Source organism: Pseudolactococcus chungangensis CAU 28 = DSM 22330, assembly GCF_002441885.1.
Lineage (GTDB): Bacteria > Bacillota > Bacilli > Lactobacillales > Streptococcaceae > Pseudolactococcus > Pseudolactococcus chungangensis.
The window spans coordinates 59,434-77,972 of sequence record NZ_JXJT01000005.1 but is presented as its reverse complement, the minus strand read 5'-3'; the positions used below and the strand labels follow the sequence as shown (position 1 = coordinate 77,972).

Here is an 18,539-nt window from a genome sequence, read left to right as displayed (position 1 = left end):
GATTGTCGCCTCCTTATTAGAACATTTGAACTTCAAGCTGTCTTTCTAGGAAAAGATATTTATCGAACTTGCACAAGCGCAAATCAATTAAATCTTTTTCCCAAGAAAGTTTACGACTGTGTCGCCCAAGCTTTCAGTATTATTATTAAATAATTGATTTCGCAATTTTGTTTAACTGCGACTTAATACTTGCATCGATGCTTTTGCCACGGGCGTTGATAATCACGCCACCCAAAATGCTGGTATCGACTGTATTTTTGATTGTGACTTCATTGAGGTCAAACTTGCTTTTAATCGTCGTTTCAAGTTTACTGAGCTGTATATCTGATAGCACAATCGCACTCGTAACATCAACATCTGAAATCTTGAATAGATTATCGGCTTGATGACGAACTTCCTTAATAATTAAAGGTAAGAGTGCCATCCGTTGATTTTTTACCAATACTTCCAAGAAATTCTTGAAAATATCAGAGGACACATTTTGCAGACTCTCAATGACTTGGTGTTTCTTGTCATCCGAGTAAGCTACATCAACTAAAAAATCTTGGAGATCCGTTGACTGAATGACTTGATTAAAAGCAGCTACTTCGGCTAATACAGCCTCTAATTGCTGCCTTTCCTGAGCGACTTCAAGCAAAGCTTTACTATATTTTTGAGCAATAATGAGAGACATATTTATTCCCCCAATTTTTCCAAGTATTGATTGATCAGTTCTGACTGTGCTGACGCATCTAACGTTTCACCAATTAATTTTTCGGCAATTTTGACTGAGATATCCGCAACATTACCTTTGATACCTGAAATGGCTTCTTTTTTAGATTGTTCAATTTCTTCATTCGCACGTTGTTTAGCACGACGTGCTTCTTCTGCAGCCTCTGCTACAATTTTGGCTTTATTAGATTCTGCTGTATCTTTTGCATTATTGATAATTTTAATCGCTTCATCACGTGATCCTGCTAATTCAGTCTCACGTTGTGTCGCAAATGCCTCAGCTTGTAGCCGTGCATTCTCAGCGCTATCAATATCATCGTTGATTTTTTTAGCACGTGCATCAAGCATTGCTGTCACCATGCCCCAAGCATATTTTTTAATCAAAACGAGCAAGATTAAAAAGGCACCGCTGACGACAATAATGTTACCCAGCATTGAACTCGGAGCAGATTCTAACAAAATAAATGGACTCATGACTACTCCTTTCTACTCTTCTTTTGCGATTTTTTCATTGATATACATGGTTGATAACAAGACGAAAACGTAAGCCTGTAGCGCCCCAATAAAGAGTGAGAACGCCGTCCAAGCCACTTCAAGCAAAATGGCAAGTGGTAAATAATACACTTCAATATTACCAATGCGTGTAATCAAGCCAATCACAATTTCACCAGCGAAAATATTACCAAATAAACGCAGGGCTAAACTTAGAAAATTAATAAATTCTTCCATAATGTTCATTGGTAACATGGCAGCAGGCGTTAAAAAAGCGTGTTTGATGTATCCTTTAAAGCCGAAACGCTTGATACTTGATAATGTCGCAACGAGTGACACCATTAATGATAGAGCCAATGTCACACCAACATCTGCTGTCGGTGATTTCCAGTAAGTTAACTCATTTGACCCCTCAATTTTGGTCATCAAGCCAATATTGTTAGCAACAAAGATGAACATGAAGAGGACAAAAACGAAAAGTGAGTAGCGACGTGATTCAGTCGCACCCATGTTGTCTTTTGAAATACCATTGACGAAATCAATGATGGCTTCCAATACATTTTGTTTGCCTTTTGGTCGTAAAGTCATCCGACGACTTGCCCAAAAAACAAAGCCAAAGATAATCGCACAAGTTAAAACAGTCATGACAAGGACAGCACCATCAAAATAAACCGGTCCAATATGAAAAGACCAAGATTTTTCCACGAATACTCACTTCCTTTCTTATGTATACACGTCATTAACTAATTAAGTAAACTAAATAGGGTTGCTGACGGTGCATAAACTGAGAATCGTCTTATTTCAAGACGAATGTCATAGCGAGTGTGATAAAGAAAGTTCCTTCAATAAATGCGATACCTACAAACATCAATGAACGCAATTTGCCTTCAAGTTCTGGTTGACGAGACACCGCGTTCAAAATACTATTAACGATGAGACCTTCACCGATACCTGCACCGAGTGCTGCAATCCCTAGAGCGAGAATTCCTAATGACATTAATTTGTCCTCCTATAATTTGGATGAATGTTTCCGTAAGATTACCTTACGTTTTTACTTAACAGTAAAATTCTAGTCCTATTTTGCTGAAATGTCAACAAAAAAATCAGTCTAAAGTCTTATTTTCTGAAAAAAATCAAAAAAATTTTCAATTTTACGATAAACGCTCCTCTTGATTATATTTTATTGGAAGAAACTCAAGCACACGGTCCATCATTTTCGTCCAATAATACCACTCATGTGTCCCGTCCGTCGTTTCATAAACAATGTCAAAGTCCTTATTTTTCAAGTCTTGGACGGCAAAATTATTAGCGGGATAGAGAAAATCTTGGTGACCGCACCAAGCATAAAGTTTTGGTTTATCATAACCAAATGTTGCCACAAATTCAGTCGCCAATTTTTGGACAGAATTATCCGATTCGTCAAATTTATCTAAATCACCAAAAACACCTTGCCAATAAGACAAATCACCCATCTCTTCTCTTGCAACACTTTCAAATGAAATCGCACCTGATAAACTCGCCGCATAGGAAAATTTGTTAGAAGCAAGCGCTATTTTAAAAGCACCATAGCCACCCATAGATAAACCAGCAATAAAGTTTTTCTCCCGCTTTGTAGACAAATTAGGTAGGAAATGATGTAGCACTTCTGGCAACTCATCTACAATTGCATCATAATATCTGGCACCATAAGTTGTATTCGTATACCAAGCCAAATCTGTTGACGGCATGACAACTGCCAAATTGGTATTTCTAACCAACCGCTCAATCCCCGAACGGTTTAACCAAGAATCTTGATTGCCAGACATCCCATGCAACAAATAAAGAACTGGAATATCTGTTGTCGGCACATCCTTATCTGGATTCTTCCGAGATTCAGGGTATAACACATTTACCGTGCGCACCATGCCAAGTATTTCTGAATAATAATCAATTTTTAATAGTGCCATGATATCAATTTGCACGTCTTTTCAACGCACAATTCCTTTCTACGCTAACGCTATGCCAAAACAGAGTAATTCTATAAGTACTTATTCCTGAAGTATTGCCTCTATTCTATCATTTTACCGTCGAGATATGCCAAGATTTACTATTTTTCTCAAATTTAATAGCACCACTTTCATCTGTTCGAAAAGTTTGTATACCATATGTCCGAAAAGTCGTAAGTGTCTCTGTATTGGGATGACCATAACGATTGTCCAAACCACAAGAAATCAAAGCGATAGACGGATTAATCGCCTTAATAAAAGGCTCAGATGATGATGTTTTAGAGCCATGATGCCCTACTTTTAAAACATCTACAGTAAGTGATGGATAATGTGCCAACAACGCACGCTCGCCTGGCTCCTCCAAATCCCCTGTAAACAAAAAATTCTTGCCATATAATTCCCCATATAAAACAATCGAATCATTATTCTTACCATCACCTGTGGTTAATGGATACAGCACTTCCAAATAGCGATCAAAAATCTTTAACCGTTGACCGGCATATGCCACCATAATATTAGCGCCTGTTTTTTTTATCAGTTTGATAAACTTAGTATGATTGAGACTTCCTTCACTCGTTAATATGTTTTTGACCTTTATTTGATTGACGACTGCAAGCAAATCACCCATATGATCTTCGTCTGTATGTGTCACAACTAATGTGTCAATTTCACTAACACCTAGACTTTTTAAATAAGGAATCAAAGTTTTATCTGCCATTGCAGATGATGTACGCTCTTGCCATTTTTTCCTTGCGCCGAACTGGACTCGACCACCTGTATCAATTAAAACATTTCGACGATTAAATTGATCCTGTAAAAAAATACTGTCTCCTTGACCAATATCTACCATCGTAATTGATGGTATTGGTGGATTTTTAGTCACGAAAAATAGACTCAGCAAAATCAGCAACAAACTATACCTGACTTTTTGATTGCGCCACTGGTCGATTAAAAAACCAATGACAACTAACATTGCCAGAAAAACGAAGGTTGTTGGTTTTCCTAGAATCAGTGGATAATGATACCAACTGTCGACTAATTTAATCAGACCTTCAAGCCACTGGAAAATAATATTGATCTGCGTTAGCATAATTCCTGTCGCCATTGCCAACAAAAAAATAAGGGATAATCCTGGTAGAAAAAGGACATCAAAAAGAAAGCTGAAGACAAATGTAAAAAAAATCGAGAAGGGTTGAAAATTATGAAAGTAAAGCATAAGGAGCGGTAGAACTGATAGAGAAAGTGTCAAGCTTTCTGCGAGTAGCTTGCTATATTTCGGTAGCTTTTCAAAGCGCTCACCGAACATGGAAATGACAAAAGCGAAAAGGAGTGACAAGGTGCCACCCGTGGTAAGAAGAAATTTGGGCATGAACAGAAATAAAAGAAACAGAGTCAGACTGAAATTATCGAGATGCTTGATGCCAAAATTAGCTAAAACTTTCTGAATTAATGATCTGATAACAGATATCGAAAATCCTGTCATACCGGCATAAAAGACAGAAAATGGTATTTGAAACAGATTAACGATATCGCGTCTAAAACCGAGTCTAAATAAACCTTTACGTAGAAAATCAACGAAAAATGATACTTGCATACCGGATAGAGCAAAAAGATGCATAATTCCCAGACTAGTATAAATGCTACCCATCTCATCAAAGTCTTTCCCTAGATGTCCAAAAAGTAGTCCTGTCATGTAGGATGACATCGGGCGTGGGAAATTTTGCTCACAAAACAAAATAGCTTTACGTCTTAAAATCGTCAGGTGCCAACTTTGTCTAGGTTTGATACTTATTATGTGATCAATCGTCAAGACACGATAAATATTTTGTGTTTTAAGATAGGTTTGATAATCAAAGCCATTGAAATTTCTTTTCTGACTCGCTTGTTCTAACTGACCCGAAACAGATAAAACAACTGGTTGTGATATTGTCATAAAGTACTGTTGTTCTTGCTCCGTGGTCACCTTATAGTAAATTTGGTAAATTTGTTTGCCTGATTTACCACGAAAAGAAACTTGGTCACCATCCACTTGAATTGTATCAAGTATTGGGCTAACCTCTGCCACCTTTGTCTCACGCGCAAAATCGGTGGTTTCTTGTTTCATAATCACCATGCATATTCCCGTAAAGATAAGTAAGATCAAACTGAGCTTTAAACAAGCCCTGATTCCATTGTGCCAGATTAGCGCCAGTAAGGAGACTACAAGATAGACTAATATGAGATAGGAGAAACGAAAAATTGTATAGTAGATAATAACAGAGAAATAGACGATAAAAATCGGAGGTAAATCAATCCACTGTAATATTTTCTCTAAGTTTTTCAATCGTTTTCTCCCCAAAACCAGAGACATTAGCCAAGTCTTCTGGTGTCTTAAAAGGTCCATTTTGTTCTCGATAATCTATGATATCCTGAGCTTTCTTAGCCCCGATACCTGTCAGGCTCTGGAGCTGCGTCATATCTGCTGTATTGATATTCACTTTATCTGATGCTGCAGTCACCGATTTACCTTGTTCATTAGTCGTCTTATCTGCTGTAGCTGATGGTATAACAGTGATATTTTCACCAATACTTGCCACGTAAATAATCATCTCATCCGTCACCTTTTGGGCTAAATTTACCGACTTGCTATCCGCTTGACTTGTCATGCCGCCTGCCAGAGCAATAACATCACCAACCCGTGCATGACTATCTACTTGATAGACTGCTGGTTTTTTCACTGCACCCTTGATATCGACCATGATATGTTGCTTGGTCTCAGATTTTTGACTTTCACTAGACTGTTTTACCGCTGATTTTTCAACTTTAGGTGTCATCGCTGACTTTTCTGTTAAAACAACTGTACCCTCAATATCATTTCTTGTGTTTCTCAAGTAAAAAAAGACAGCCAAAATGAGGACAAGAGCAACGCCTAGAACAAGTTTAAAATGCTCTTTTACTTGTTCAATTATCATTTTCATATACATATTTTCACCTCACTTTTATATACGAAAAAAATCCCCGTTTGTCACAGGGATTTTCTATTATTTTTTGAGGTTTCTGACAAATTGCTTAAAGATTTTTTCATCAGAATAGCTTAAAACATTTTTGGCATAAACTTTTTCTCCAAATTTCGCAACTACTACCAACGCAATCACTTGCAAGACTAAGGCGATATAGGCGTCTGTCATCGTTGCTACTTCTGTCGCTAAACGACCTGGCATCAGCGTGGGTGACACAAAGGGAACATAACCCAAAATCTTAATCACGATATTATTGGGCACACTTGCTCCCACAATTCCAGCGATATAGCCAATCATTGCTAGATAAGAAATTGGGGCAACTGCCTGCTGGACTTGACTTTGGTCATTGACCAGACTGGCAACAATCGCAGTCAAAACCAAATAAGATAGCAAGGCAACGACTAACATGAGCATGGTAAAAATCAAGAAATTAATATCCACACCACTCAGCATGTCTTGAACAGTTTTGACCATTTTATTACCTTTGAGCGCCAGACTAGCCCCCACCCCTAAGATGATGTAAAAGAGAATATGCGTGAGGACAAGGAGACTTACCCCGATGATTTTACCAAAATATTGAACTTTAGCACTGGTTGCTGCCAGAAGAGTCTCCATAATTCGATTGGATTTTTCATTGGCAATTTCTTGGGCAATCATACTCACATAAATCATGAGCAGCATAACGATAATGATTGTAGACCCACCAGAAATGATAGAATTTGCCGCATTTTTGTCATCACCACCCCTAGATTCACCCTTGTCATTCAAGGTTTTAATCGTCAAGGCAGCTGGTGTTTGTAGACTAGCCAAGTCCTCAGCGCTTAACTTCAGATGGGCGGCTTTATCTGCCATCTCAATCTGAGATAAGGCAGCCTTGACTGTTGCTTCACTAAATTTCGTTGTGCCATCAGTCGAAGTCACTAAGGTGTACTCGCCGTCTGTTTTAGCCAAGTAGCCGTCAATTTTATCCGCCATAACCTTTTTCTTGGCCACTTCAATATTAGTAACTTCTGAAATTTTAGCGTCTAACAACTTGCCGGACTTGAGTGTTTGGACAAGCGCCGTATTGTCTACAACTGCTAGTCTAGCAGTCGATTCATCGTTGGTTTTAGCAATCACAAAGCCAATGACTAGCCCAACAATCGGGAGTAATAAAGGAGTTAAAACGGTTAGCCAAAAACCTGGTGTCTTAATTTTGATGCGATAAACTTGTCCTGCGACTAATTTGATTTGATTAAACATTTTCAGCTACCTCCTTGCGGAAAATCTCGTCAAGCGTAGGCGGTGCCTGAACAAATGCCTGTGTATAACCAGATTCACTGACTTTAGAGAAAATCGAGCGACCTACCGATTCATCTGTTACATAAATCATGCGACCATTACCTTGTTTTTCAATCTTTTTAACCCCGTCAACGGCCAAGAGTTCACTTGTCTCAACATCACTTTCAACATAAATCTGGGTCCGACCAAAACTATCGCGAATTCCTTGAACATCACCTTGCAAGACCACTTTACCATTTTTAAGCATGGTCAGATTATCACTAAGTAGCTCAACCCCGCTCATATTGTGACTTGAAAAAATAATCGCTGCGCCATTTTCTTTGAGAGTGTGAATTTCGTTCATCAATAAACTCGTATTTACTGGGTCAAGCCCTGTAAAAGGCTCATCCAAAATCAGAAAATCTGGTTGATGAATTAATGTTGCAATAAACTGGATTTTTTGTGCATTCCCTTTGGAAAGCGCCTGTACTTTGTCAGTTACTTTGCCGACAACTTCAAGTTTTGTCATCCAGTTTGCCAAATCAGCACGCGCGTCTGAACGTTTCATGCCATGCAATTCCGCAAAATAAAGAATCTGTTCTTCAACCGTCAATTTTTGATAAAGGCCACGTTCTTCTGGTAAGAAACCTATTCTTTGTTTGACGGCTTGCGTAATTGGCGCACCATTCCAAGTAATCTCACCACTATCAGCCTTGATGAAATCCAAAATCATGCGGAAAGTTGTTGTCTTACCTGCACCATTTTGACCAATCAGTCCCATGATTTCACCAGCCTTAACCGTCATGTTCAGACCGTCAACTGCCACCTTATCACCAAATTTTTTGGTGATGTTTGTTAGTTCTAGCATTTATAGTTCCTTTCCTATTTTTAAAGAATATTACAATATCTTCATTTTAGCATAATTGAATATAATATTGCTTAGATAAAGTTGAAAACTCTTTCAAAATTTTCATATCAATATTTTTTTTACTCCCTTTGTAACGTAAGCAACACCTTCAAATATGGCGACACTAGCCGTTATTAAAAACATTTCCTGTAATCCTATTTGAGCAATAGATACTACCCAATGTGTCAGCTCAAATCTTATGACACCTAGAAAAATATTCAATATAAACAAGCTTATCACATAAGAAACTGCAGCTTGAAACTGTAGTTGAAAATTCTTTTGTTCATTTTCTTGCACTAGCGTATATACAATACAAAAAATTGCAAGTCCCAATAAATTAAATCGGACATCAAGATGATTAAAGGTCACAATCATAGGCATGATAAAGACAAGCATAAGATATAGAATATCTATAATTTTAGGTAAAGTTTTTTGCTTACTGTTATTTCTATTACAGACTGTACAATGTTCAATCAATTCAAGCTCTACTGTCTCAATCTTATTCGTAACATCATCTAAAAATTCATACATTCCTGAATAGGCAGTTCTTTGATTTTGTAACATATTCATAATATCTAAACCAATTTTCCCTGCTACAAGTTCTGTCATACTTGATTGAGTTGCACCTGTTCCAGATAATCTTGAAATTTTCATCTCTTGTGGATAACACCGATAGCATGGCGTTTTTTCAGGAAAATAATGCGGTCCTACTACTCCTGTTGTACCTATAAACCCTCCTTGCACCATGCAAATTTTATTTTCAAAGGCTACTTGTCCTATCCAATCTGTCATCTCATTTGGTGTATCAATTGCCTTTACAACTAAATCAAATGACGAATCAACTATCTCTCTAACATCATTGAGGTCACTAAGCCGTTTATGCAGAACATCTACTATCAACTCAGGAAAAATTTCTCCGAGCCGTTTTTTGAGTATCTCAACTTTATTCTGCTCAATATCTCTATGCTGATAAAGTAGTTGTCGATTGAGATTACTTAATTCAATCTGATCAAAATCTAGGATTATCAATTTACTAATTCCCATTGCAGCTAGTTGCCAAGCTAAATGAGTACCAATAGCACCTGCTCCCAATATCAAAATTTTCTTTTCCTTTAATTTTGGATAAGTAGACTCTGTAGAAGTAAGAGAAAAATAGCCGATAGTTCTAGAAAATTCAGAAGATAGCTCTAATCGTGAGTCTAATAAGATATGTGAACTAAAAAGTTCAACCAACTCACTTTGAGAGAACAGGACTTCTAGCTCTCTCATATTCATCGGTTCCTGTTTTTGAAATTGATTAATAAAGTGCCTATAATCAGTTTTTACTAATACTTTTTCAAATTTAGTACCGTTCTTAACGACATAATTTTTTTCCGTTTCTAGCACCAGTATAAACGGGTTAGGATAATAAATTTGCATTTTTTCTCCTTTGCACAATAACAATCATAATCAAAATGATAATTGAACTTGGTATAAAATAGTTAATAATCTGATTATAGATGTTTACAAAGTTTGGAAATTGCCTTGTAAGGATAAAATTTATCATATTAATGATAAAAATTGGTAAATAGATCATATAAATCATACCAATTGTCAATTTAATCAAATCAAAATTTTGTTTTTCATCCTGAAACAGTTCAATGACATAAGATAGTGACTTTTCTCGCAAATCAGGTTCATCTAATAGCTCACATAAAATGTAATAACCATCCAGCTTAATTAGAAATGTTAAGTTTAAAAGTATCATGCCTACATTAATGGTATTCCATAATAAAATAGCATATGTATCAATGCCAAATTGATATTCTAACAATAGACCAATCCCCAAAAATATCATCTGACTACTAATACCAGCAAACCAAATTTGTAAACGTTTTGATTTATCTTTAATCTGTTTAATACCTGTAATATCAACATAGAATACAGGATTAAAATGATTAAGACCAATTCCCATTTCAAATACATTACCACCTGAATTTATCATTAAAATAGCATGACAACTTTCGTGCAAGATGCCAATTACAAAGACTTCCATTAGATACAATAGAATTGTATCCCATCGGAAATAATTAGCAGTCATTGTTGTTGTAACAATTGTGCCAAGATGTGCCTTTAAAACAATTAAGACAATCCCTAAAACAAAGACACCAGATAATATAATGTGGGACAATAGTTGACTCAATCTACCTTTTTTTAAAAAATGAAAATCTTTAGTCAAAGGTAACAATAATTTCAAAATATCAACTTTCTTTTTAGTTTGTTTTCCCTCCTCTAATAAGCCTTTGCTTGACAGTAAAAGTAAATAGCGTTCAAATTGATTTGCAGTAAAAAACTGCTTGAATTGTTGATATAACTCTGCAATTTTTTTACTGCCATCAAGTGCTTGAATAATCTGATACTCTATTTTTCCAATTGTAAAAGTCTGTTTGGTAACTGTATTTCTGACTGTAAATCTGGAATTATTTTCTCGAAATATCAAATTATCGTTGTGTTTTGGTTGCCAATCGTCTGTAAACATTTTCTCCCTCGTTATGTAAAAACATCTATCAATTTGATAGATGCTCAAACTTTAAAATTTTATTTTTTCCTAAGCAAAAACAAAACAGATATGTTCTTTTCATAACATTTCAAAATTAATATTTGGATATATCTTACCAAAATATTAATTTTTGTATTTCTTAAATACAAAATAAAGAAACATCAAAATAACAATTACTGTCAGGACAATGCTTACTATATTAAATACATCATATTTTTTTTCTAAAAAATGACTTGTAATGAGTAATATCACTACCAGTAATAACAAAACTTTAATCTTCATAATTTTTTCATCAGCATAAAAATAGAGAGGCTATGCCAATTCCCAAAGCGATACCTTCTGCAAAATCTCTTGCTGTACTATAAACAACAGTTTCCTCAGTCTCAATCAGTTCAAATTCCATTTATTTCTCTCTTTCTATAATTAATCACACGCCAAAGCCACCAACGCAACTCCTACTACAGCACCAGCCCAGTAAGCGCCATCACCATAGACAACTGTTTCAATCTCTTCTACCAAATTAAACTCCATGATACTTCTCCCTCCAATTAAGTTACTGACTGTCGACTTGCCAATATAAGACTCTCAAGAAATATTTTTCTATCAATTACACAAAATTATAAATACCAATAAACGTTGTAAAAATTTTGAATGATGTCGAAAAATATTTTCTATCAACCTTACAAATCTAGTATAACAATAAAAAACATTCAAATAAATAGACAATTTTGAGTTTTCAGTTATCTTTTTAGGGCTCTTTTTCATATTATATCTAACTATTTTAGATAATTATAATATTAATATCAAGATAAATATTTGATTTTTCTGAACATTCATTATATTATAGAATAAAAAGAATTAAAGGGATTTAAAAATGAAAGAATTAAAAGAATTAAAAGAATTGAAGGAATTTTTCACCGATACTTCTTTCTTTAAAAGTTTTAATCAATTTACTGAATTACCTTTCATCATCTATCACGATTATATCAAAGATACTATTTTTGAATTAAAAAATCATCATCTCATCTTATCCAAAACTGACTTTATCAGTGATTGGTATCAGTATTATAAAAAAATACGCCATAATTTTTTCTTCGTTAAAGATGAAATGGTATTATTCAGAGGTTATTACAACTTAATTTACGCAGCTTTTCCAATTCGTAGACCCGATAAGATACTCATCGGAACTTTTATCTTTGGTGGTTTTCGTTCAAAAACTAGTCATGATAGAATACTTGATTTACATCATTTCCCTATATTTGATAATCTAGATATTGAAAATAGATGTTTAAAAATTTACCATCATATCTCTAAACATCTGCAAAATAAAACCCTTTACTTTTCCATCCAAACTGAAATCTATAAACAACTAAAAAATAAACCAACATTAGTAGAGATATCAAAAAGTCTAAAAATCAATCAAAAAAAAATCAAAGATGAAATTTTTAAACAAACAGGACTGAGCTTTTCAAAATTCGTTTTTAAATTAAAATTTGATTTTGCTTGTCAGCAGCTTATTCATACAGAAAAAACAATTGAGTGTATCTCAGATAACTTAGGATTTATGAATAGTCCTTCTTTTATTAGATTTTTTAAATCCCAAACTTCTCTATCTCCTCTAAACTTCAGAAAAAAATATAAAAATTAAAATACAAATTTTTTCTAGTTAATATCCATACTGTAGGCAAACCTCAAATTTTATTATGGATTTATCATTTAATTAGAATAAGAAAAAGATATCTGTAGAACTACTCAGTTCCACAGATACCTTTTTTAAAAACTTATTTCACTTCTTCAAAGTCCCCATCAACAACATTGTCATCTTTAGGTGCATCACCAGCATTTTCAGCGCCGGCAGCGGCTTGTTGCTCTGCTGCTGCTTGCTCATAGAGTTTAACCGCCAAGGCTTGTGCTTTTTCGTTCAAGGCTTCAAGTTTTGCTTTCATATCATCAAGATTGTCAGCTTCTTGTGCGGCCTTCAATTCATCAAGTGCAGCTTGTGCAGCGTCACGTTCTGTATCAAAGCCTTTGCCTTCAGTTTCTTTGATTGTTTTTTCAGTGGCAAAGATTGTTGCATCGACTTCATTTTTAAGGTCAACTTCTTCTTTACGTTTCGCATCAGCTTCAGCATTAGCCTCAGCATCTTTCATCATTTTGTCGATTTCCTCATCAGACAAACCAGAGTTTGATTGGATAACGATCGTTTGCTCTTTGTTTGTGCCCATGTCTTTCGCTTTAACAGACACGATACCATTTTTATCAATGTCGAAGGTCACTTCGATTTGTGGAATACCGCGCGGTGCAGCAGGAATATCTGAAAGTTGGAAACGACCAAGCGTTTTGTTGTCAGCAGCCATTGGACGTTCACCTTGAAGGACATGAATATCTACTGCTGGTTGGTTGTCCGCAGCTGTTGAGAAGACTTGTGATTTAGAGGTTGGAATGGTTGTATTACGGTCAATGAGTTTTGTGAAGACACCACCCATTGTTTCGATACCGAGTGACAGAGGTGTCACATCAAGCAAGACAACATCTTTCACGTCACCTGTAATCACACCACCTTGAATGGCAGCACCCATGGCAACCACTTCATCTGGGTTAACTGATTTATTTGGTTCTTTATTTGTTTCTTTTTTAACAGCTTCAACAACTGCAGGAATACGTGTTGAACCACCGACCAAGATCACTTCATCAATTTCTGATGCTGACAAACCAGCGTCTGACAATGCTTTACGAACTGGTGTTTTAGTACGTTCTACTAAGTCAGCAGTCAAATCGTCAAATTTAGCACGTGTCAAAGTTTCTTCCAAGTGAAGTGGTCCAGCTTCGCCAGCTGTGATAAATGGTAATGAGATTTGTGTTGATGTCACACCTGACAAGTCTTTTTTAGCTTTTTCAGCAGCATCTTTCAAACGTTGCAAAGCCATTTTATCTTGTGACAAGTCAATCCCATTAGCAGTTTTGAATTGCGCGACCAAGTAATCAATGATTTTTTGGTCAAAGTCATCACCACCAAGGTGGTTATCACCAGATGTAGACAAGACTTCAAAGACACCATCACCAAGTTCAAGTACTGAGACGTCAAAAGTACCACCACCAAGGTCAAAGACAAGGATTTTTTCGTCTTTGTCAACTTTATCAAGACCATAAGCAAGGGCTGCTGCTGTTGGTTCGTTGACAATACGTTCTACTTCAAGACCAGCGATTTTACCAGCGTCTTTTGTTGCTTGACGTTGCGCATCATTAAAGTAAGCAGGAACAGTGATAACTGCTTTTTCAACTTTTTCACCAAGGTAATCTTCAGCAAAACCTTTGATGTATTGGAGAATCATAGCTGAGATTTCTTGTGGTGTGTAAGATTTGCCACCCGCTTCGACTTTGTAGTCAGTCCCCATGTGACGTTTGATTGAGATAATTGTATCTGGGTTAGTTACTGCTTGACGTTTCGCAACTTCACCAACTTGAATTTCACCGTTTTTAAAGGCAACAACTGATGGCGTTGTGCGGTTACCTTCTGGATTAGCAATAATTTTAGCTTCGCCGCCTTCAAGAACTGAGACAGCTGAGTTTGTTGTACCTAAGTCAATACCGATAATTTTAGACATAATTTTTTACCTTCTTTTTTATGTGATAGTTATTTTGTGCGCTACGCGCATTCATCAATTTATTCATAGTTTTTTGACATTTCGGTCAGTCAAATAGCTTATTGATAAACCACAACCATAGCTGGACGCAGGTTGCGCTCATGGAGCTGATAGCCTTTTTGTAAAACTTGTGCAATAGTATCAGCTGGATGCTCATCGTCTGCTGGTGCAGTTTGAACTGACATATGGAAGTTAGGGTCAAATTCGCCATCCGTTGCGACTTCAACAACCCCTTCTTCTTTGAGGGCATTGAGCAGGCTTTCATGGGTCATTTCCAGACCTTTTTTGACATCATCTGTCAAACCTTCAACTGCAAGCGCACGTTCAAGATTATCCAAGCTTGGTAAGATTTTACGTGCCAAATCTTGTGAACGGTATTTTAAAATCGTTTGACGTTCTTCATTAGCACGACGCTGATTGTTTTGCATCTCCGCATAAGCTTTGAGATACTTGTTTTCCATCTCATCTAGCTTAACTTGAAGTTCTGCCAACTCATCAATTTCATCGGCTACAATTTCTTCCAAAACCGTTTCGTTCTCAACTTCCTGAGCTAATTCTTTTTCAACATCTTCAACATCTTTATTATGCTTTTTTTTAGACATTTCATCTCCTTTTCACCATTTGAATGTTATATTACTTCATAGTGGTTACCATCAAGATAACGATAGTAGTCACTCAGCTTCATTGTTAAAATCTTTGCCACAAGGTCCATAGTAGAAACAACCTTTTGATAGTCTAAATCCACTGGACCCATTAGCGCTAATGTACCCAGACCTCTATATGGCACAACAAATTGTTGCGTCATAAGGGTGATGTTTTTTGAAATCTGATGATTCTCTGTCAAGCTAGAATCAAATTTGACACTTCTGATTTCATCATCGGATACCGTATCTCGAATCTCATGAATAATGGCATCATCATCCATCAAAATCTTGTAAAGAGAAATAACATCATCCGAATACTCTAATAAGTTTTGTCGTCCTGCCGAAATCAAGTTTTCCTTGAACAAATCTGAAAAGACATGATCAAAGAGTTGCAAAACAGCTGTTGTCACGACAAAATATTTCTGTGCGACTTGCGGAATTTCTGTCAATAAAGAATAGTGAATATCCAAAATTCGTTTACCAACCAACCGTTCATCAGAAATAAACTTGAAAGTCGTCAAATCATCTAAAGTCATTGACCTTGGCAGTGAAAACTGTGTCGTTTTGACTAGGCCACTATCAAGTGTCATCACAGCCATTGCTGAGTGATTATCGAGTTGAACAAAATCAAATTTTGATAAAATCTGATTTTTCAAAGAGACATTCAAGATGAAGGCTGAAAAACCAGTCATATCAGACAAAATTTGAGCAGCCTCTTGATATAGCACATCCAGTTTATAAAACTCACCATCGAAACGTTTCACCACCTGATAAACATCATTATTATCTAATTTTCCAGGTTTCAAAAAATTTTCAACGAAATATTTATAACCTGTGACACTTGGCACACGGCCAGATGATGTATGCTCTTTTTGAATGAACCCTAGCGTTTCTAGCGTCTTCATGTCATTTCTGATGGTAGCACTAGATGCGTTAATTGACGTCATCAAAGCCTTGGAACCAACCGCTTTATGCGTTTGTGTATACAGTGATATGATGAGATTTAAAATTTGTTGTTGGCGTTTTGTAATCATATTGAACACCTCTTTTTATACTAATGAACGTTTGAAATATAACTAAAATTAGGCAAAAATTGTTATATTTTAAATGTGAATTAGTATTAGCACTTGTAGCTACCAAGTGCTAACTACATCTATTATTATATAATTCTATTGAGGTATTGTCAAGGAAAAAACACAAAAAATTAGCACTCTTTTACACAGAGTGCTAATTTTTTCAAACTGTTAATTTTAAAGCAATAATTAGATGAGGCCGCCTGTCTTAGATGTCAGAAAAACGTTGATAAAGCTAACACTCATGACAATAAAAGTGAACCATTCTGCTGATGTCGCACCTGTTGACCAAGCGTAATAAGCAAAATTACAAACCAGAACAAAGACGAAAAAGAGCAAAGCGTAAATAGCAAATTTCCAAAATTTAGCCAAAAGAAAGATGAAAACGACTAGCAAAACAACATAAATCAAAAATTGAATATTAGTCATTGAGACACTCGACTGCAATTTAAAAGCAGCAAATGCTTTAAGGAAGGTGTCATAGACAACCTTAAAAATTTGTAAATTGGGTAATATGTTGTTAATCATTTGCCAAGCTGAATAAATCAGCAAACCAATACTTGATAAAATAATAAATGATGGTGATTTTCCTGAAAACATGAGGACCTTTGCTCCTAATTCGACTTTAAATGATGTTAGATATTACTATTTTACCATAATTTTCATACAGAATTGTGATTAACGCTAATCAATTTTTGTCTAGTAATTTGAGATAGTCTTCCAAAGTTAAATGGTGTTCTGTCATATATTTGGCATTGGCAACACCAACATAACGAAAATGCCAGTCTTCATAATCAACACCCGTACTCGCAGCGCCCCCCTCTGGAAAACGTAAAACAAAACCATACTCCGGAGCAATTGCAGCGACTTGTTCAGCAGTTGTTGATTCATTAAGGCTATCAACATCTGACAAATCAATGGCTAAACCAGTCTGATGCTCAGATTTCGTCGGTGGTTGTGAATAAGTTTGGACTTTCTTTTCTGCCGCCTCACGATCTAGCGATGGATCAGCTGCTATTTCTTGGTCAACGTACTGCTCGTAGAGTGTTGTTTGATAAGCGACACTGCGATAACCTGAAATCAGATGTTCGGCAGGATTGATCGCCTGTGCTGCTGCTAAAAATTGCTCTGTCGCATCTGCAATTCTCGAGTCAACCCAAATATTGTCTATTTGTACGACATCAGGACTCATTTCTTCCTTAGGATGATCACGATTCACTAAAACAAGTTCCCAATCTGTTGATTTACTATCTGGCAAGTTTTTATCTTTTTTAGTTTCAGAAGTTTGTACTGATGATGCCTTAGCTTTTTCTGCTGATTTTTGAGACTGACTAATTGTTGTCGACTTGGTCGGTGTTGCCGTTTCTTTCTTAAGTAAAGTATGCACCAGAAAAGCAATTGCACAAATAGCAACAACACCTACTATGGCAGCCCCTACCAAGCGATCATAACGAGGCTTTTTGCGGGGTCTTCTTCTATGATAAGGTTCATTATGTTGTTCATTATTCTGCATTTAAAATCTCCCGTCCTAATTCTCGGTAATGCATATCTCCGATTTCACCGATTAAAAAATTACCATCTGAGTAGGTTAAGTGTGTGACCGAACCATTATCTAGCCCTTGAAATTTCGGGCGACGACTATCGAGTAATTTGATAAATGTTGCAATCGTCATACCGTGACTAACGATGACAATATTTTCTGCACCATTGGCCTCAGCCTTTTTAGCAGCGTCAAAGAAACCATCCAGAATGCGTTTGCTTAACACCTCCCAAGGCTCTGCCCAACCAGCAGTATCGACTTCAAGTAAACCTTTAGCAATGTCCTCATAGGTTAATTCTTCTGGACTTTTACCTTTATAGGCATCCGTCCGTGGCAAAACACCATCGAAAAGTTCACCATCATAACCGCCATCTAGGCTACCAAAACACCATTCACGAATACGTTTGTCCATCTCATAAGGGATGCCCTCGTTTTCAGAATATTTCAAGATAAGCCCCATAGTCTGAATTGTTCTACCGCTATCTGACGAAAAAGCATAATCAAATTTGATATTTTTCACTGCAAAGCCTAAACCTAGCTCGATAATACCGGTTTCTCCGGTACGGGTTAAGGGGGTGTCTGACCAGCCTTGGGCACGGCCGATTGTGTTAAACATGGTCTTGCCATGTCTGACTAAATAGATATTTACCATTTCTGTCTACTCCATTTTTAAAATGTTTGTTTGATATGTTGCGCAAGATGATTTTGTGACTAAAAACCGTAAATCACGTTGATAGTCTAGCTA

At 36.2% G+C, this 18,539-nt stretch carries 18 protein-coding genes; 1 reads left to right on the top strand and 17 read right to left on the bottom strand.

Translation table 11 applies throughout. The features are described 5' to 3' along the window. Positions 1-145: 145 nt before the first annotated feature. The 11 genes from RR45_RS03725 to RR45_RS03675 form a co-directional block, all read right to left on the bottom strand. The gene (locus RR45_RS03725; RefSeq protein WP_031365881.1) at positions 146-673 is read right to left on the bottom strand and encodes a F0F1 ATP synthase subunit delta; all 528 of its coding nucleotides are present in this window, start codon (positions 671-673) and stop codon (positions 146-148) included. A 2-nt stretch (positions 674-675) separates the two neighbouring features. Beyond that, positions 676-1,185 carry a F0F1 ATP synthase subunit B gene (gene atpF, locus RR45_RS03720; RefSeq protein ID WP_031365882.1) on the bottom strand — a complete coding sequence of 170 codons (510 nt, stop codon included), beginning with the start codon at positions 1,183-1,185 and terminating at the stop codon, positions 676-678. Between the two features lie 12 nt (positions 1,186-1,197). Then, a complete protein-coding gene (gene atpB, locus RR45_RS03715; RefSeq protein WP_031365883.1) occupies positions 1,198-1,908 on the bottom strand; it encodes a F0F1 ATP synthase subunit A in 711 nt (236 codons plus the stop codon). 91 nt (positions 1,909-1,999) lie between these two features. After that, a complete protein-coding gene (locus RR45_RS03710) occupies positions 2,000-2,200 on the bottom strand; it encodes a F0F1 ATP synthase subunit C (protein ID WP_031365884.1) in 201 nt (66 codons plus the stop codon). A 154-nt stretch (positions 2,201-2,354) separates the two neighbouring features. After that, positions 2,355-3,149 (bottom strand): alpha/beta hydrolase, encoded by a 795-nt coding sequence (locus RR45_RS03705; protein ID WP_031365885.1) that lies wholly within the window; start codon positions 3,147-3,149, stop codon positions 2,355-2,357. 109 nt (positions 3,150-3,258) lie between these two features. Next, positions 3,259-5,511, bottom strand: coding sequence for a DNA internalization-related competence protein ComEC/Rec2 (locus RR45_RS03700; protein WP_341868402.1), 2,253 nt, complete (start codon positions 5,509-5,511; stop codon positions 3,259-3,261). Then, the gene (locus RR45_RS03695; RefSeq protein ID WP_031365887.1) at positions 5,477-6,145 is read right to left on the bottom strand and encodes a helix-hairpin-helix domain-containing protein; all 669 of its coding nucleotides are present in this window, start codon (positions 6,143-6,145) and stop codon (positions 5,477-5,479) included. The genes RR45_RS03700 and RR45_RS03695 overlap by 35 nt, the downstream gene beginning before the upstream one ends. A gap of 63 nt (positions 6,146-6,208) precedes the next feature. Beyond that, positions 6,209-7,429: an ABC transporter permease gene (locus RR45_RS03690; protein WP_031365888.1), complete on the bottom strand. Its 1,221-nt coding sequence runs from the start codon at positions 7,427-7,429 to the stop codon at positions 6,209-6,211. After that, on the bottom strand, positions 7,422-8,315 hold the full coding sequence (locus RR45_RS03685) for an ABC transporter ATP-binding protein (protein WP_031365889.1): 894 nt from the start codon (positions 8,313-8,315) through the stop codon (positions 7,422-7,424). The genes RR45_RS03690 and RR45_RS03685 overlap by 8 nt, the downstream gene beginning before the upstream one ends. A gap of 102 nt (positions 8,316-8,417) precedes the next feature. Beyond that, positions 8,418-9,773, bottom strand: coding sequence for a HesA/MoeB/ThiF family protein (locus RR45_RS03680; protein ID WP_031365890.1), 1,356 nt, complete (start codon positions 9,771-9,773; stop codon positions 8,418-8,420). Further along, positions 9,754-10,872: a hypothetical protein gene (locus RR45_RS03675; RefSeq protein WP_031365891.1), complete on the bottom strand. Its 1,119-nt coding sequence runs from the start codon at positions 10,870-10,872 to the stop codon at positions 9,754-9,756. Before RR45_RS03675 ends, RR45_RS03680 begins: the two co-directional genes overlap by 20 nt. 895 nt (positions 10,873-11,767) lie before the next feature. On the opposite strand from RR45_RS03675, the gene RR45_RS03670 reads away from it, so the two are divergent. After that, positions 11,768-12,541 carry a helix-turn-helix domain-containing protein gene (locus RR45_RS03670; protein WP_031365892.1) on the top strand — a complete coding sequence of 258 codons (774 nt, stop codon included), beginning with the start codon at positions 11,768-11,770 and terminating at the stop codon, positions 12,539-12,541. A gap of 133 nt (positions 12,542-12,674) precedes the next feature. On the opposite strand, the gene dnaK is transcribed toward RR45_RS03670, so the two are convergent. The 6 genes from dnaK to RR45_RS03640 all read right to left on the bottom strand — a co-directional run bounded on the left by dnaK (position 12,675) and on the right by RR45_RS03640 (position 18,446). Further along, positions 12,675-14,498 (bottom strand): molecular chaperone DnaK, encoded by a 1,824-nt coding sequence (gene dnaK, locus RR45_RS03665; RefSeq protein WP_031365893.1) that lies wholly within the window; start codon positions 14,496-14,498, stop codon positions 12,675-12,677. Positions 14,499-14,596: 98 nt separating this feature from the next. Further along, positions 14,597-15,139: a nucleotide exchange factor GrpE gene (gene grpE / locus RR45_RS03660; RefSeq protein ID WP_072353576.1), complete on the bottom strand. Its 543-nt coding sequence runs from the start codon at positions 15,137-15,139 to the stop codon at positions 14,597-14,599. Between the two features lie 26 nt (positions 15,140-15,165). Further along, positions 15,166-16,215, bottom strand: a complete 1,050-nt coding sequence (gene hrcA / locus RR45_RS03655; protein ID WP_031365895.1) for a heat-inducible transcriptional repressor HrcA — start codon at positions 16,213-16,215, stop codon at positions 15,166-15,168. A gap of 228 nt (positions 16,216-16,443) precedes the next feature. After that, a complete protein-coding gene (locus RR45_RS03650) occupies positions 16,444-16,854 on the bottom strand; it encodes a hypothetical protein (RefSeq protein ID WP_031365896.1) in 411 nt (136 codons plus the stop codon). Between the two features lie 88 nt (positions 16,855-16,942). Continuing rightward, complete coding sequence (locus RR45_RS03645) at positions 16,943-17,767, bottom strand: M15 family metallopeptidase (RefSeq protein WP_072353575.1); 825 nt, start codon at positions 17,765-17,767, stop codon at positions 16,943-16,945. Next, positions 17,757-18,446, bottom strand: a complete 690-nt coding sequence (locus tag RR45_RS03640) for a histidine phosphatase family protein (RefSeq protein WP_031365898.1) — start codon at positions 18,444-18,446, stop codon at positions 17,757-17,759. The genes RR45_RS03645 and RR45_RS03640 overlap by 11 nt, the downstream gene beginning before the upstream one ends. Between the last annotated feature and the right edge of the window lie 93 nt (positions 18,447-18,539).